The sequence below is a fragment of the Paraburkholderia caffeinilytica genome (assembly GCF_046030355.1).
In the GTDB taxonomy this organism is placed as follows: domain Bacteria; phylum Pseudomonadota; class Gammaproteobacteria; order Burkholderiales; family Burkholderiaceae; genus Paraburkholderia; species Paraburkholderia caffeinilytica_B.
On sequence record NZ_JAQQCQ010000001.1, the window covers coordinates 63,817 to 78,907 of the forward strand.

Sequence of the window (15,091 nt, forward strand, 5' to 3'; positions counted from 1 at the left end):
GACCTCGGTGGCTGATGCTGGCGTCGATGTCGATACTGACGCCGCGTGTTAAAGCTGCGCGCCACACACAGCCGATCATGTGTGACGCGTAAAAAACGGGCTGTCTTGTGAAAGACAGCCCGTTTTGTTTTCCGTCCCGCAAAGGCGAGCCGGCCTCCGGCGCTTACTGCTTGACCGGCCGCTTCGCCAACTTCCGCTGCAGTGTTCGACGATGCATGTTCAACGCGCGCGCGGTCGCCGAAATATTACCGCCATGCTCCGCGAGCACACGTTGGATATGCTCCCACTCCAGGCGCGCAACCGACAGCGGCGTGGGATGCTCAATCGCCTCTTCCGCTTGCAGCGCGCTCGCTTCGCTTTGCAGCGCCGACAAGATCGTCTCCACGTTGGCGGGCTTGGCCAGATAGTTATCCGCACCGTCTTTAACTGCCTGCACCGCAGTCGCGATGCTGGCATAACCGGTCAACACCAGCATGCGCGCATCAGGCTGCAAATCACGCAGGGGGGCGACGAGCGTAAGACCGGAGTCGTTGCCCAGATGCAGATCTACCGTGATCTGGCTGAACTTCTGCTGGTTCGCCAACTTGATCGCCTCATCCGCGTTGTGCGCTTCGGCCACTGTATAACCGCGCCGCGTCAAACCACGGGCGAGGATGCCGGAGAACACCTCATCGTCGTCGATCACCAGAAAATTCATATCGCTCATGCCTGTTTCTCCGTATTGGATGGCGTAGTGCCTTGACGGCCCGCACCTGATAATTTGCGCGCCGCAAGCGGCAGTCTCAACACTGCGCGCGTGCCACGCGGCTTGATCTCGCTGACGTCGGCCAACTCGATCGATCCCTTCAGACGTGCCGCCGCCGAAAATGCCAGATACAGGCCCACGCCGTGTCCACCCTGCGTACTGTCGACCGGCATCGTGCCGAGCGACCCGCGCAACGCGGCCGGGATACCCGGGCCTGCGTCGCATACTTCGAATGCGACCTGGTCGCCGCGAGCAGTGAGCGTGCACGACAGCGTGACGTGATCGCGACTCGCCCGCGCGGCGTTGTCGAGCAGAATCGTCAGGATCTGACTGACGGCAACCGTATCGTCCAGACTGACGCCCTCAGGCGGCGCGTCGATCCGCTCGAATTTCACATGCGGATGACGCAAGCGCCATTGCTCACAAAACGACTCGAGCCATTCGCTGACCGTTTGCCGGTTGGTCATTGTCGATGCCCGGCTGCGCAGTCGCGCAAGCGCCGATGTACACAGCGCCATTTGCTGTTCGAGCAACTCCAGATCGGCGCTGTATGGCGCGAGCCCTTTGTCGGTTCGCGCGGCGTCGCGCAATTCTTCGGACAACATTGCAATTGTAGACAGCGGCGTGCCGATTTCGTGCGCGACAGTGGCAGCCTGCACGCCGAGCGCGACGGCGCGTTCGTCCTGAAGCAAGCGCTGCTGCGCCTCTGCGAGCGCTGCGTCACGTAGTCGCAGAGCACGTGACATGCGTGCGACGAACCATGCAATCAGGCCGACGCTGACCATGAAGTTCACCCACATGCCGGCGCGAAAGTAGTCGAAAAGGTTCGCCGGATTATCGAGATTCAGCGGCACTGAATCGAAACCGAGCACGGCATAGCAGGCCACGGCAAACGCGGCAAGCCATGCCATCAGATGCCATGGCAATACGGCTGCAGCAATCGCGAGCGAGGGCAGGTACAACGAAACGAATGGGTTGGTGGTGCCGCCGGAGAGGAACAGCAGCGCCGACAAAGCACCCAGATCGACCCAGATCTGGCCGAACAGTTCGAGATTGGACTCGGGCCGCTGTTGCGAGACGCGCCACCACGTGAGTCCGTTGAAGATCACTTCGAGCGCGATCACGAGCAACATGGCTGGCAACGGCAGATGCACGCCGAAGAAAATCTGCACGAACGCAATCGTCATCAGTTGGCCAATGATGGCGAGGCTGCGCAGCCAGAACAGATGACCGAGGTTGACCCGGCCGGTATTGGTTATACGATGCATGACTTTAGTTTAACTGTTCGGACTAGTCTGACTTACCTCACGGCCTTGCGTCAGTAACATGGAATTTTGCGACAACGTTGCGCGAGCCGGTTGCCCGACATCGGTTCTCGCGCCACCCAAACTCATCCATGCTACCCATCTCTGATAGCGACACCGCTGCCTCGTCAGCTTTCCTGACTTTCCTGCGACAGGCTGCCGCAGCCCGGCAAAACGGCACCGCCGAAGCGGAGGCGAACTGGCTCGACGCCGCTGCGCAACGCCATCTACTCGACGACACATCGATCGATTCGCTCATCGCCACGCTGCTCGAGCAACATCGTCACCATGACGCGGTCGAACTCGCCGCCATTATTGCCCAACTCGATCCCCACCGCGCGCTTGCACACTTCCGTCTCGGCTACGCGCTGCAGATGGCAAACCGGCATAGCGAGGCAATCGCACCTTATCGCCGCGCACTCGCCATCGATCCAAAACTGCCGCAACTGCACAACAATCTCGCCAGCGCCCTCACGCTTACCGGCGGCGACCTCAACGAGCAACTCGCCCTACTGGAAAGCGCCGTACATGACGCCCCCGATAACGGCGACGCGTGGACAAATCTCACCCATGCAAACCGCGTCAATTTGAATCTGCCGCGTGCGCTCGAAGCGGGCGCAAAAGCCGTGCAATGCGCGCCGCATAGTCATCTGGCGCATAACAACTATGCGCTGGCGCTGCGTGAAGCGCAACGCTGGGACGAAGCGGAGCACGCCGGAAGAACCGCCTGCGCATTGGCGCCCACCGACGCGACCATGCGCTCGAATCTCGGCATGCTGCAACTCGTGCGCGGCGATTACGCGCACGGCTGGCAAGCCCACGAAGCGCGCTGGGATGGCTCACTTGAATTGGGTGGTAACCGCCCCGCGATGCCGGCACCGACCTGGCAAGGTGAATCGCTCGCCCGCAAGACACTGCTGGTGTGGGGCGAACAGGGCATGGGTGACGTCTTGCAGTTCAGCCGCTATATCCCGCTGCTGGCCGAGCGCGTTCATCGCGAGGGCGGCCGTCTCGTCTGGAATTCATTTCCGCAGATGGGGGCGCTACTCGCTCGCAGCCTCGGCAATCATGTGGACGGCTATTCGGCCGGTGGCGGTGTCGAGACTTTGCCGCCGTTCGACTACGAAATTCCGTTACTCAGCCTGCCTTTGCTATTCAATACGCGCGAAGAAACGATCCCCGCTGCGATGCCGTATCTGCATGCCGACGCCACAGCCAGTGCGTCATGGGAACGAAGGCTTGCCGGCGAAACGAGGCTCAAGGTCGGACTGGCATGGACCGGGAGCATCGGTCATCAGCGAAATCCATTCCGGCGGGTGGGTTGGCAACGCTACGCGGAACATTTCGGCGGTATGCATGACGTGGCGTTCTATTCGCTGCAACCGGATGCCGAGGCAGACGTCGCAGCGGCCCAGCTTGCCGGCCTGCCGATGTCGGATTACACCGCCGAATTCGCCAACTTCGACGACACAGCCGCGTTTGTCAGCGCGCTCGATCTCGTTATCACGGTATGCACGTCCGTCTCGCATCTGAGCGGCGCGCTCGGGCAGCGCACATGGGTGTTGCTCGACGCCAATCCGCACTGGGTCTGGCTGCTCGACCGGCCCGATAGCCCGTGGTATCCGAGCGCAACGCTCTACCGGCAGCCGCAGTTCGGTCAATGGGATCCCGCGTTGGAGGCCGTTACACGTGATCTGAGCGCACTTGCAGCCCGGCACCACGCTGCATAAATCGAGATAGAGCGGCAACGCGGCCATCAAAGCCCTGTCACGCTTAAAGTGAACTGGCTCCCGGCACCGGTCGCACGGCTCGCGCAATCTCCGCTGCAAGACATTCAGGACACAGGCAGCGCCCTGACGGATCGAGCCGGTCGGCTGGCATAGCCGGCATTTCACGGCACCAGCAGTCGAACGGCACCCCGTGCATGGCGCAATCGAACGCATGCCCGCAGCGCGGGCAAAGCGCGCTGCCTTCGGAGCGGGAAGCTGAGGGTTTCATGAGGGGCCGGATGATCTCGCTACAGCCTGGATCAGGAAATAATGCCACGACTGGCGCGCCGCCGTGAGTCGGCCATTCGGCCAATTCACAGGCACATCTGAACGGCGGTAAGCTTGACTGTCCGTCGCTGCTTTCGCCCGTACATTGCGCAGTGCGCAAAGCCTGCCCCACCCGCCACTGGCGTCGCTATCGAAAACCCTGTTGCAGCGCGCCAGTCCTGTACAATTCGCCCTGTTTTAACTGTTCCGTGCCTGAGCCTGCCGCCATGTCCGAGATCCCTGACCTTTCGCAGATCGCGCCCACCCTGAAGGCTGAAATCCTGGCCGAGGCGCTGCCTTACATTCGCCAATATCACGGTAAGACCGTGGTCATCAAATACGGCGGCAACGCCATGACCGAGGAGCGACTCAAGCAAGGCTTCGCGCGCGACGTGATTCTGCTGAAACTGGTCGGTATCAACCCGGTCATCGTGCACGGCGGCGGTCCGCAAATCGACCAGGCGCTGAAGAAGATCGGCAAGCAAGGCACGTTCATTCAGGGCATGCGCGTCACCGACGAAGAGACGATGGAAGTCGTCGAATGGGTGCTCGGCGGCGAAGTGCAGCAGGACATCGTCACGCTGATCAACCATTTCGGCGGCCACGCGGTCGGTCTGACGGGCAAAGACGGCGGACTGATCCACGCACGCAAGATGCAGATGCCGGATCGCGACAATCCGGGCCAGTACGTGGATATCGGCCAGGTGGGCGAAGTCGAGGCGATCAATCCCGCGGTCGTGAAAGCGCTGCAGGACGACGCGTTCATTCCGGTGATCTCGCCGATCGGCTTCGGCGAAGACGGTCTGTCATACAACATTAATGCGGATCTGGTAGCGGGCAAACTGGCGGTCGTACTGAACGCCGAAAAGCTCGTCATCATGACCAACATTCCAGGCGTGATGGATAAGGAAGGCAACCTGCTGACCGATCTGTCGGCGCGTGAAATCGACGGCCTGTTCGCGGACGGCACGATCTCCGGCGGTATGCTGCCGAAAATCTCGTCGGCGCTGGATGCGGCGAAGAGCGGCGTGCGTTCGGTACACATCATCGACGGCCGCATCGAGCACTCGGTGCTGCTTGAAATTCTCACCGAACAGCCGTTCGGCACGATGATCCGCTCGCATTGATTCCTGCCTCAAACCCGGCACACGCGGTACGCCAGCCTGGCGTGCCGTGTGTGCCGTGCAGTTGCGCTGCCGCTGCATCAAGCAGTACGCAACGCGCCGCCCTCCGGCGCAAAAACGCTCTTCCCTCTTTTATCGCCTTCCGCATCGCGAAGCGTCGTCCGCGTTTGCTGCGTGAAGCGACTGCCCGCGCCTGAACGGCGACTCCATCATGCGCACCCCCACTTCCCGACGCCGTCGTCCGCACATTGCAGGCGGCAGTCCGGTCTGGCTGTTCGATCTCGACAACACGCTGCATCACGCCTCGCATGCGATCTTTCCGGCGATCAATCAGGGCATGACGCAGTACATCATCGACGCATTGCAAGTCGACATCGATGAAGCCAACCGTCTGCGCACCGGCTACACGCAACGCTACGGCGCAGCACTACTCGGTCTGACGCGCCATCATCCGCTCGATCCGCACGACTTCCTGAAAGTCGTCCACACCTTCCCCGATCTCGGCTCGATGATCCGTCACGAGCGCGGTGTGGCGCGGCTCGTCGCGGCACTGCCCGGTCGCAAGATCGTGCTGACCAACGCACCCGAGGCCTATGCGCGCGCGGTGCTCGCGGAGTTACGCATCGAGCGTCTGTTCGAACAGGTGATTGCGATCGAACATATGCGCGATCGCCGTTACTGGCGCGCCAAACCCGATCATTCGATGTTGCGCCGGGCAATGCGCGACGCGCACGTCCCGCTCAAGGACGTGATCCTCGTGGAAGACACGCGCTCGCATCTGAAGAACTACCGGCGGCTCGGCATCCGCACCGTGTGGATCACCGGCCATCTGCCGCGCAAACCGCACGCGGACGGCGTGCCGACGCGTCTGCCGGGCACTGGTCGGCCGCACTATGTCGATCGGTGCATTCGTTCGTTAAAATCGCTACGACTGGGCAGCCGCTCGGTTCGTTTGAAGAGATAGCAGACGGGGCGACAGCCATGCAGCCGATCGACAAGCCTGACGAAGCCGTAGCCGAACACGAACCCGCCCCGTCGGGCGCCCCACGTGCGCCGCGCCTGAAGCCGGGCGAGCGCCGCGTGCACATCCTGCAGACGCTTGCCGCGATGCTGGAAGCGCCGAAGAGCGAGAAGATCACCACGGCGGCGCTCGCCGCCCGGCTCGGCGTCTCGGAAGCCGCGCTGTACCGTCATTTCGCCAGCAAGGCGCAAATGTTCGAAGGGCTCATCGAGTTCATCGAGCAGACCATCTTCGGCCTGATCAACCAGATCGCCGACAAGGAAAGCAGCGGCGTGCTGCAAGCCCGTGCGATCGCGCTGATGCTGCTCAACTTCCCCGCGAAGAATCCCGGCATGACCCGCGTGCTGACTTGCGAGGCGCTGGTTGGCGAGCACGAACGGCTGACCGAGCGGGTCAATCAGATGCTGGAGCGGGTCGAGGCATCCTTGAAGCAGTGTTTGCGGCTTGCCCAGCTTGAGGCAAACGCAAACGCAAGCGCGGGTGAAAACGCAAGCCTGAACGCCAATGTGCACGCCGCGCCGCTGCCCGCCGGCTACGATCCCGCGATCCGCGCGAGTCTGCTGCTGAGCTACATCATCGGCCGCTGGCATCGATATGTGCGCAGCGGTTTTGCGCGGCCGCCCGCCGAACACGCCGACGCACAACTGCTGCTGATTCTCCAGTAGTCCGCGCGGCAGGCACAACCATACGGCCGCGCCCGCGACGCTGCCGCATGAAATTTTCCGCTATACTTTGCGCCTGACTTCGGCAACTCACTACGCCTGAGGCCGCTGTCCAGAGCACCCTGAACACCTTGTACACGTACTATCACGCGCCGATTTGCTGACTCGATTGCGGGCGCGCGAACTGCCGGGAACATACGATCCTGCGGTTCACTATAAATGCGGCTAAAGAGGTCGTCAGCCGCGCACATCGTTTCTCCTCCGTGCCTCGCCGACGCCAATCTAGCCGCCCTGTATTTGTTAAATGGCGGAATGAATGGAATCGATCGGTATCGTCGCTCCCCAAAAAATGCATTTCACCGAGCCGCTGCTCATGCAGAACGGTAGCTCGCTGGCCGGTTACGACCTGATGGTCGAGACCTACGGCACGCTCAACGCCGCACGCAGCAATGCCGTGCTGGTGTGCCATGCGCTCAACGCGTCGCACCACGTAGCGGGCGTGTACGCGGACAATCCGAAAGACGTCGGTTGGTGGGACAACATGGTCGGCCCGGGCAAACCGCTCGACACCAACAAGTTCTTCGTGATCGGCGTGAACAACCTCGGTTCCTGCTTCGGCTCGACCGGGCCGATGAGCATCGACCCGGCTACGGGCAATCCGTACGGCGCGACCTTTCCAGTGGTCACGGTTGAAGACTGGGTGAACGCGCAGGCGCGCGTGGCCGATGAGTTCGGCATCACGCGTTTCGCCGCGGTGATGGGCGGCAGCCTCGGCGGCATGCAGGCGCTCGCGTGGAGCATGATGTATCCGGAGCGCGTAGGCCACTGCATCGTGGTCGCGTCCACGCCGAAGCTGTCCGCGCAAAACATTGCATTCAACGAGGTGGCGCGCTCGGCGATCCTGTCGGACCCCGACTTCCACGGCGGCAATTACTACGCGCACAACGTGAAGCCGAAACGCGGCTTGCGCGTCGCGCGCATGATCGGCCACATCACCTATCTGTCGGACGACGATATGGCGGAGAAATTCGGCCGCTCGTTGCGCCGCGCAGAGGGCGCGGTGGACGCGTACAACTTCAACTTCGACGTCGAATTCGAAGTGGAATCGTATCTGCGCTACCAGGGCGACAAATTCGCCGACTACTTCGACGCGAACACGTACCTGCTGATCACCCGCGCGCTCGATTATTTCGACCCGGCCAAAGCCTTCGACGGCGATCTGACCGCCGCCGTCGCGCACACCACGGCGAAGTACCTGATCGCCAGTTTCTCGACCGACTGGCGTTTCGCGCCGGCCCGCTCGCGCGAACTGGTCAAGGCGCTGCTCGACCACAAACGCACGGTGACCTATGCGGAAATCGACGCGCCGCACGGCCACGACGCCTTCCTGCTCGACGACGCGCGCTATCACAACCTGATGCGCGCCTACTACGAACGTATTGCAAACGAGGTGAACGCATGAACCAGCGAGCACTCGATTACCTGGCGCTGCGCCCGGACTTCCGCGCGATCGCCCGCTGGGTCGAACCGCGCGCCACTGTGCTCGATCTGGGTTGCGGCGACGGTTCGCTGCTGTCGCTCCTGACCGAAGAACTGGACGTGCAGGGCTACGGCATCGAAATCAACGACGCCGGCGTGCTGGCCTCGACGCAAAACGGCGTCAACGTAATCCAGCAGAATCTGGAAGACGGCCTGCGCCTGTTCGAAGACGGCAGCTTCGATTTCGCGGTTCTGTCGCAGACGCTGCAAACCATCCATCAAACCGCCGCGATCCTGCGCGAGACGGTGCGGGTGGGCAAGGAGTGCATTGTTTCGTTCCCGAATTTCGGCTACTGGGCGCATCGGCTGTCCGTGCTGCAAGGCCGTATGCCGGTGTCGAAGTCGCTGCCTTTCCAGTGGCACAACACGCCGAACGTGCGGGTGCTGACGATCAAGGATTTCGAGGCGCTGGCGCCGGAAGTCGGTATCGAGATTCTCGACCGCGTGGTGCTGCACGAAGGCCAGGTGGTGCGATGGGGCGTGAACTGGCGTGGTAGTCTTGCGGTCTATCGCGTCAAGAAAAGCTAACGCCACTTATCCACATGTCGAACCCGCCGCACGAGGCGCCTGCACTTACCGCTCACGAAGAACACCCCGGCTGGCGCGCGTTCCTGAATACGCGCATGCTGATCTGCGTCTTTCTCGGCTTTACGTCGGGATTGCCGCTGTTTACGCTCGTCTATCTGGTGCAGGCCTGGTTACGCTCCGAAGGCGTCAATCTGAAGGAAATCGGCCTTTTTGCGCTGATCCAGTTTCCGTACACCTGGAAATTCGTCTGGGCGCCGCTGATGGACCGCTACGTGCCGCGCTTTCCGGGCTGGCGTCCGGGCAGACGGCGCGGCTGGATGCTGGTCACGCAGATTCTGGTGGCGGGCGCGATTGCCACACTCGGCTTCGTCTCGCCGAAGGATTCGATCTGGACCGTGGCGGCTTTGACAGCGCTGGTCGCGTTTTTCGGCGCGAGCCAGGATATCGTGATCGACGCCTATCGGCGTGAATTGCTGAGCGACACGCAACAGGGTCTCGGCAATGCGGTGCATGTGAACGCGTACAAGATTGCCGCGCTGGTGCCGGGTTCGCTGGCGCTGATTCTGTCAGACCATCTGCCCTGGACCACTGTTTTCATCGTCACCGCCGCATTCATGCTGCCCGGCATGGTCATGACGCTGGTGGTGCGCGAGCCTGAGGTGCACGGCACACCGCCGAAGAATCTGCGTGAAGCGATCGTGCAGCCGTTCAGCGAATTCATTCACCGCGACGGTTGGCGCGGCGCGCTGTTCGTACTCGGCTTCATCTTCCTTTACAAGCTCGGCGACACGATGGCGACCACGCTGTCCACGTCGTTCTTTCTCGACATCGGCTTCTCGCGCACGCAGATCGGCGTGATCGCCAAGACCACGGCGTTTGGCGCGAGTCTGGCGGGCGGGATCGTCGGCGGGATCTGGCTGATGAAGGTCGGCATCGGCCGCGGGCTCTGGATCTTCGGCGTCCTGCAGATGGTGTCGACGCTCGGCTTTGCATGGCTTGCGCACCTCGGCCCGGCATCGCCTGGTCTCACCGTGATTTACGACATCGCTGTCTGGCTGAGCCAGGGTACGTCGAAGCTGCTCGCGCTGGTCGGCGTCGACTGGACCGTGCAGCTCGACCCGCGCTCAGTCGCGCTGGCGCTGGTCTATGGGCTGGAAACTTTCGCCACCGGTCTGACGATGGCGGCCTTCACTGCTTACATCGCCAGTACTACCGATCCGCGTTACACCGCTACGCAGTTCGCGCTTTTCACGAGCCTCGCTTCGGTGCCGCGCACGTTGGCGTCGGCGGCAAGCGGTTATGTGGTCGCGCGGATCGGCTGGTTCGACTATTTCATCGTGTGCACCGCGCTCGGGTTGCCCGGCATGCTGCTTCTGCTGCGCATCGCGCCCTGGAGAACCCGGTCGTGACGATGCTTCAGTCAAAGCGCGTGGCGCGCCCGGTTTCGGATGCCTTCGGGGTTTCCTCGTTCAAGGCCGACCGCATGCTGCTGCGCGCAGCATTGGCGCTCGGTTGCACGAGTCTGACGTTGGCGACGCCGTTGAGCGCCTATGCGACAGCGATGCCTGCGGTCGGCTCGAGTGGAGCGGCGCAGACCACACCCACGTCCGCTCCGGCTACGGCTCCGGCTGCAAAGTCGGCACCGTCGTCGGCGAGCCCCGAAAACGCGACATCGGCGGCGGCTGGCGCGACCAGCGGCACGACTGCCGGCAGCGCACCTGCGGCCGCCACGCCGCCCGCTTCAACGCAGCCGCCACCTGCACCAGTAACGGCGAAAACGCCTGCCCCTACCTCGACGCCGGCTGCGGCTGCAAAAGCGCCTGCCGCAACGTCAACGCCCGCTGCCGCCAACACGCCCACGCCCCCGTCTTACAGTGCGCCGAACACACAGTTGCGCTATGGCGGCTACCTCGTGTTTCGCAACCTGATCCCGTCGCCCATGCTCGAGGCGCAAGCTGCCGAAGAGTTCAGCCAGATCACCTACGGCGCAGAACACGCGAACCGCCTGTACGGCGATACCGACGCCCACGTCACGCGGGTGCGCTCCATCGTCGACAAAATGATCCCCTACTCGCTGAAATGGAACGAGCGGGCCAGGAACTGGAAGTGGGATGTGGCGGTGGTGCGCTCGCCCGATATCCGCATGTATTGCCTGCCGGGCGGCAAGATCGTCGTGTATAGCGGTCTGCTCGACCGCGTGCGTCTGAACGATAACGAGCTCGGCATGCTGATCGGTCACGAGATCGCACACGCGCTGCGCGAGCACGCGCGCGAGCGGCTCGGCGAACTGCAGTCGAGCCAGCTCGACTCGTCCGGCACGATCCCGCAGCTTTTCGGGCTCGCCGATCTGGGCGCGGCGCCGCTCGGCATCGGTTCACGATTGCTGGAGATGAAATACGAAAGCACCGACGAAACCGAGGCCGATGTGATCGGCAGCGATATCGCTTCGCGTGCCGGTTTTGATCCGCGCGCGGCGGTCACCTTATGGGACAAGTTGGCTACGGCGACGCGCAGCAATCGCGAGCAGGGCTATATCTACGTGCACCCGTACACGCCGGCGCGGCGGCAGGACATCATCAAGCGTTTGCCGGATATGCTGCCACTCTATGCGAAGGCGATCGGCAAGAGCGTCGATGCGCTGCCGGACTATGCCGGCATGGGCCGCCCGCGCCGCAAACCGATCAGCGGCGAGTGAGGCGCGCGGGCGCAACGCTTGCGGCTTGCGGCTTGCGGCTTGCGGCTTGCGGCTTGCGGCTTGCGGCCTCGTCTACGCTCACCCGGTTCCGCTGAAACTCAAGCCCCGTGCTTACTTCTTAAGCTTGTGGTCGTAGTCGACCGTCAGCGGTGCATGGTCGCTGAACTTGATATCGCGAAACACATCGGTGCGTTTCGCCTTGCTGGCGATGCCCGGCGTTGCGATCTGATAATCGATCCGCCACCCTACGTTCTTCGCATACGCCTGACCGCGATTGCTCCACCACGTGTACTGCTCGGGCCGCTGATCGAGCGTGCGGAAGACGTCGACGTAACCCACTTCGTCAAACAGCTTGGTGAGCCATTCACGCTCTTCCGGCAGGCAGCCTGAATTCTTCTGGTTGCTCTTCCAGTTCTTGATGTCGATCTCTTTGTGGACGATGTTCACGTCGCCGCACACGATCACTTCGCGCTCCTGGGCCAGTTCCGCGAGATGCGGCATGAACTCGTCCATGAACCGGAACTTGGCCTGCTGGCGGTCTTCACCGCTCGATCCCGACGGCACGTACACCGAAATCACCGAGAGCTTGCCGAAGCGCAGTTCGACATAGCGCCCTTCCGGATCGAACTCCTCGCTGCCGAAGCCGATAATGACTTCGTCCGGTTCGTGACGCGTGTACACGCCCGCGCCGCTATAGCCCTTCTTCACCGCATGCTGAAAATAACCGGTGTAATCGTGCGGCGCCATGAATTCGGGCGTCATGTCGTCTTGCGAGCATTTGATTTCCTGCACGCACAGCACGTCGGCTTTCTGTTCGCCGAACCATTCAAAAAAACCCTTTTTCGCCGCTGAGCGGATGCCGTTCAGGTTGGCGGTAATCACACGCAACATGTCGTTCCTTTTATGTTCGATTCGTCGTTGGAGCAAAGGGCAAAAAGCAGAAAGGTCATTCGACCTTGACGCCCTTCAGCGATTCTTTGGCAGGCGGATATTCGAGCTTCAGCGCTTCGAACGTGTGTAGCAACAACTCGGCGACCATCACATTGCGATGGGTCTTCGAATCGGCCGGAATCACGTACCACGGCGCGTAGTCGGTCGACGTCACAGCCAGTGCGTCGCGGTACGCCGCCTGATATTTGTCCCACTGCTTGCGGGCTTCGAGATCGGAAACGTCGAATTTCCAGTGCTTGCTCGGGTCGTCGATCCGCGCTTGCAGACGCGCGCGCTGCTCATCTTTCGAAATGTGCAGCATGCATTTGATGATGGCGGTTCCGCTGTAGGCGAGCAGTTCTTCGAACTGGCGAATATGGCAGCAGCGTCGCTCGAATGCTTCGGCATCCAGATCGCCAAGCACGGTCGGCACCAGCAAATCTTCGTAATGACTGCGGTTGAAGATGGTCAGCTCGCCGGCGGCGGGCGCCTGTGCATGCACGCGCCAGAGAAAATCATGCGCCAGTTCGACGGGCGTGGGCGCCTTGAACGGCACGATGCGCAAACCGAGCGGATCGACTTCATGAAACACCGCGCGGATCGTGCCGTCCTTGCCGCTCGTGTCCATGCCCTGCAGCACCAGCAACACGCGACGTTTTCGCTGAGCGTGCAGGCGCTCCTGCAGGGAGTCGAGCTTCGCACCGATCTCCGACAATCGCGCCCGGTCGGAATCTTTCGAACCGGTCGAAAAAGGTTTCGCGGCCGGATCAAAAGCGTCGAGCGAAAATTTGCTGCTCTTCTTGCCGTCGTCGAAATACGGTACGCGGAAATCGTCGAGTTCGGGTTGCTTCGCCATTCACACTCCGTGGTCTGCGTTCAGCGGTACATAAAGTGGGCCCGCAAAATGAAACGGGCCGTTGCCCCACTTTCGTTTCCGGCAACAGCCCGTGATAACCCAAGCCCGCACGTCAGCCGTGGTTCTTCAAATAAGGTTGAGCTCAGCGTTAACTTAGCGTCAATCCAGTGTCAACTCAGGACAGCTTCTTCTTCAGCAGTTCGTTCACCTGTGCCGGATTGGCCTTGCCCTTGGTCGCTTTCATCGTCTGACCGATCAGTGCGTTGAACGCCTTTTCCTTGCCAGCGCGGAACTCCTCAACCGACTTCGGGTTCGCGGCGAGCACTTCGTCGATGATCGCTTCCAGCGCGCCGGTATCCGAAATCTGCTTCAAACCCTTCGCTTCGATGATGCGATCGGCAGCGGCTTCGTCGGTGGCTTTCTCTTCCCAGATTGCGAGGAAAATTTCCTTGGCGATCTTGTTCGAGATCGTGCCGTCGGCGATACGTTGCAGCAACAACGAGAGTTGCGCGGACGAAACCGGGCTATCGGCGATATCCAGGCCTTCGCGATTCAGTTGCGACGACACTTCGCCCATCAACCAGTTGGCCGCAACCTTCGCGTTCGACGGACCGACCTTGAGCACAACCGCTTCGTAGTACGCAGCCATGGCCTTGCTCGACGTCAATACGTTCGCGTCGTACGGCGTCAGGCCGTATTGCGTGACAAAGCGCTGCTGAATCGCGACCGGCAGTTCCGGCATCTCGCTCTTCACGCGCTCCACCCACGCCGCGTCGATCACCAGCGGCATCAGATCGGGATCGGGGAAATAGCGGTAATCGTGCGCGTCTTCCTTGCTGCGCATGGAACGCGTTTCGCGCTTGTCCGGATCGTACAGACGCGTTTCCTGCACCACCGTGCCGCCGTCTTCGATCAATTCGATCTGACGGCGCACTTCGTACTGGATCGCTTCTTCGAGGAAGCGAAACGAGTTCAGGTTCTTGATCTCGGCACGCGTGCCGAATTCCGCCTGACCGACCGGGCGCACCGACACGTTCGCGTCGCAACGGAACGAGCCTTCCTGCATGTTGCCGTCGCAGATGCCAAGCCAGGTGACCAGCGTATGCAGCGTCTTGGCATACGCAACCGCTTCGGCCGCGCTGCGCATTTCCGGCTCGGTGACGATTTCGAGCAGCGGCGTGCCGGCGCGATTCAGGTCGATGCCGGTCATGCCCGCGAAGTCTTCGTGCAGCGATTTGCCTGCGTCTTCTTCGAGGTGAGCGCGGGTCAGGTTGACGACCTTCTCGTACGCTTCCTTACCCGCCTTTTCGTTCGCCGGGACCTGAATCGTCACCTGGCCGCCCTGCACGACGGGGATTTCGTACTGGCTGATCTGATAGCCCTTCGGCAGATCGGGGTAAAAGTAGTTCTTGCGCGCGAAGATGCTGCGCGGCGCGATCGTCGAACCGATCGCGAGGCCGAACTGGATCGCACGCTCAACGGCGCCGCGATTCATGACTGGCAGCGTGCCCGGCAATGCCAGATCGACGGGACACGCCTGCGTGTTCGGCGCAGCGCCGAATTGCGTCGCGGCGCCCGAGAAAATCTTCGATTGGGTCGACAGTTGCGCGTGGGTCTCCAGACCGATCACGACTTCCCATTGCTTGGTCAT

14 protein-coding genes are annotated in these 15,091 nt (G+C 61.8%); 8 read left to right on the forward strand and 6 right to left on the reverse strand.

Translation table 11 applies throughout. The annotated features are described in order from the left end of the window. Window positions 1–163: 163 nt before the first annotated feature. Entirely contained in the window at window positions 164–706 is a 543-nt protein-coding gene (locus tag PQQ95_RS00270) for a response regulator transcription factor (RefSeq protein ID WP_028197735.1), read from the reverse strand. Beyond that, complete coding sequence (locus PQQ95_RS00275; protein ID WP_408433523.1) at window positions 703–2,013, reverse strand: ATP-binding protein; 1,311 nt, start codon at window positions 2,011–2,013, stop codon at window positions 703–705. Before PQQ95_RS00275 ends, PQQ95_RS00270 begins: the two co-directional genes overlap by 4 nt. 128 nt (window positions 2,014–2,141) lie before the next feature. Between PQQ95_RS00275 and PQQ95_RS00280 the strand changes: the two genes are divergently transcribed. Beyond that, complete coding sequence (locus PQQ95_RS00280; protein WP_408433526.1) at window positions 2,142–3,779, forward strand: tetratricopeptide repeat protein; 1,638 nt, start codon at window positions 2,142–2,144, stop codon at window positions 3,777–3,779. Window positions 3,780–3,822: 43 nt separating this feature from the next. Here PQQ95_RS00280 and PQQ95_RS00285 read toward each other — a convergent pair whose 3' ends face one another. Next, window positions 3,823–4,047 carry a cysteine-rich CWC family protein gene (locus tag PQQ95_RS00285; protein WP_408433528.1) on the reverse strand — a complete coding sequence of 75 codons (225 nt, stop codon included), beginning with the start codon at window positions 4,045–4,047 and terminating at the stop codon, window positions 3,823–3,825. A 265-nt stretch (window positions 4,048–4,312) separates the two neighbouring features. On the opposite strand from PQQ95_RS00285, the gene argB reads away from it, so the two are divergent. From argB to PQQ95_RS00320, 7 genes are all read left to right on the forward strand, one after another. Continuing rightward, complete coding sequence (gene argB / locus PQQ95_RS00290) at window positions 4,313–5,212, forward strand: acetylglutamate kinase (protein WP_063494482.1); 900 nt, start codon at window positions 4,313–4,315, stop codon at window positions 5,210–5,212. Window positions 5,213–5,420: 208 nt separating this feature from the next. Further along, window positions 5,421–6,173, forward strand: coding sequence for a pyrimidine 5'-nucleotidase (locus PQQ95_RS00295; protein WP_408433531.1), 753 nt, complete (start codon window positions 5,421–5,423; stop codon window positions 6,171–6,173). 17 nt (window positions 6,174–6,190) lie between these two features. Continuing rightward, a complete protein-coding gene (slmA, locus tag PQQ95_RS00300) occupies window positions 6,191–6,895 on the forward strand; it encodes a nucleoid occlusion factor SlmA (protein ID WP_408433534.1) in 705 nt (234 codons plus the stop codon). Between the two features lie 313 nt (window positions 6,896–7,208). Then, entirely contained in the window at window positions 7,209–8,354 is a 1,146-nt protein-coding gene (gene metX, locus PQQ95_RS00305) for a homoserine O-succinyltransferase MetX (RefSeq protein ID WP_408433537.1), read from the forward strand. Further along, complete coding sequence (gene metW / locus PQQ95_RS00310; RefSeq protein ID WP_054037137.1) at window positions 8,351–8,959, forward strand: methionine biosynthesis protein MetW; 609 nt, start codon at window positions 8,351–8,353, stop codon at window positions 8,957–8,959. Before metX ends, metW begins: the two co-directional genes overlap by 4 nt. A 14-nt stretch (window positions 8,960–8,973) precedes the next feature. Next, window positions 8,974–10,368, forward strand: a complete 1,395-nt coding sequence (locus tag PQQ95_RS00315) for an AmpG family muropeptide MFS transporter (protein ID WP_408433540.1) — start codon at window positions 8,974–8,976, stop codon at window positions 10,366–10,368. A 2-nt stretch (window positions 10,369–10,370) separates the two neighbouring features. Then, window positions 10,371–11,654 (forward strand): M48 family metallopeptidase, encoded by a 1,284-nt coding sequence (locus PQQ95_RS00320; RefSeq protein WP_408434520.1) that lies wholly within the window; start codon window positions 10,371–10,373, stop codon window positions 11,652–11,654. A gap of 111 nt (window positions 11,655–11,765) precedes the next feature. On the opposite strand, the gene PQQ95_RS00325 is transcribed toward PQQ95_RS00320, so the two are convergent. The 3 genes from PQQ95_RS00325 to gatB form a co-directional block, all read right to left on the reverse strand. Next, window positions 11,766–12,545, reverse strand: a complete 780-nt coding sequence (locus PQQ95_RS00325) for an exodeoxyribonuclease III (RefSeq protein ID WP_408433543.1) — start codon at window positions 12,543–12,545, stop codon at window positions 11,766–11,768. Between the two features lie 55 nt (window positions 12,546–12,600). Continuing rightward, complete coding sequence (locus PQQ95_RS00330; RefSeq protein ID WP_408433546.1) at window positions 12,601–13,440, reverse strand: PPK2 family polyphosphate kinase; 840 nt, start codon at window positions 13,438–13,440, stop codon at window positions 12,601–12,603. A 175-nt stretch (window positions 13,441–13,615) separates the two neighbouring features. Beyond that, the gene (gene gatB / locus PQQ95_RS00335) at window positions 13,616–15,091 is read right to left on the reverse strand and encodes an Asp-tRNA(Asn)/Glu-tRNA(Gln) amidotransferase subunit GatB (protein WP_408433549.1); all 1,476 of its coding nucleotides are present in this window, start codon (window positions 15,089–15,091) and stop codon (window positions 13,616–13,618) included.

Coding starts and splice junctions, on each gene's coding strand:
- PQQ95_RS00285 (WP_408433528.1), bottom strand. CDS start 4,047: ATGAAACCCTCAGCTTCCCGCTCCGAAGGCAGCGCGCTTTGCCCGCGC.
- PQQ95_RS00315 (WP_408433540.1), top strand. CDS start 8,974: ATGTCGAACCCGCCGCACGAGGCGCCTGCACTTACCGCTCACGAAGAA.
- PQQ95_RS00295 (WP_408433531.1), top strand. CDS start 5,421: ATGCGCACCCCCACTTCCCGACGCCGTCGTCCGCACATTGCAGGCGGC.
- gatB (WP_408433549.1), bottom strand. CDS start 15,091: ATGACCAAGCAATGGGAAGTCGTGATCGGTCTGGAGACCCACGCGCAA.
- PQQ95_RS00330 (WP_408433546.1), bottom strand. CDS start 13,440: ATGGCGAAGCAACCCGAACTCGACGATTTCCGCGTACCGTATTTCGAC.
- argB (WP_063494482.1), top strand. CDS start 4,313: ATGTCCGAGATCCCTGACCTTTCGCAGATCGCGCCCACCCTGAAGGCT.
- metW (WP_054037137.1), top strand. CDS start 8,351: ATGAACCAGCGAGCACTCGATTACCTGGCGCTGCGCCCGGACTTCCGC.
- PQQ95_RS00280 (WP_408433526.1), top strand. CDS start 2,142: ATGCTACCCATCTCTGATAGCGACACCGCTGCCTCGTCAGCTTTCCTG.
- PQQ95_RS00270 (WP_028197735.1), bottom strand. CDS start 706: ATGAGCGATATGAATTTTCTGGTGATCGACGACGATGAGGTGTTCTCC.
- PQQ95_RS00325 (WP_408433543.1), bottom strand. CDS start 12,545: ATGTTGCGTGTGATTACCGCCAACCTGAACGGCATCCGCTCAGCGGCG.
- PQQ95_RS00275 (WP_408433523.1), bottom strand. CDS start 2,013: ATGCATCGTATAACCAATACCGGCCGGGTCAACCTCGGTCATCTGTTC.
- PQQ95_RS00320 (WP_408434520.1), top strand. CDS start 10,371: ATGCTTCAGTCAAAGCGCGTGGCGCGCCCGGTTTCGGATGCCTTCGGG.
- slmA (WP_408433534.1), top strand. CDS start 6,191: ATGCAGCCGATCGACAAGCCTGACGAAGCCGTAGCCGAACACGAACCC.
- metX (WP_408433537.1), top strand. CDS start 7,209: ATGGAATCGATCGGTATCGTCGCTCCCCAAAAAATGCATTTCACCGAG.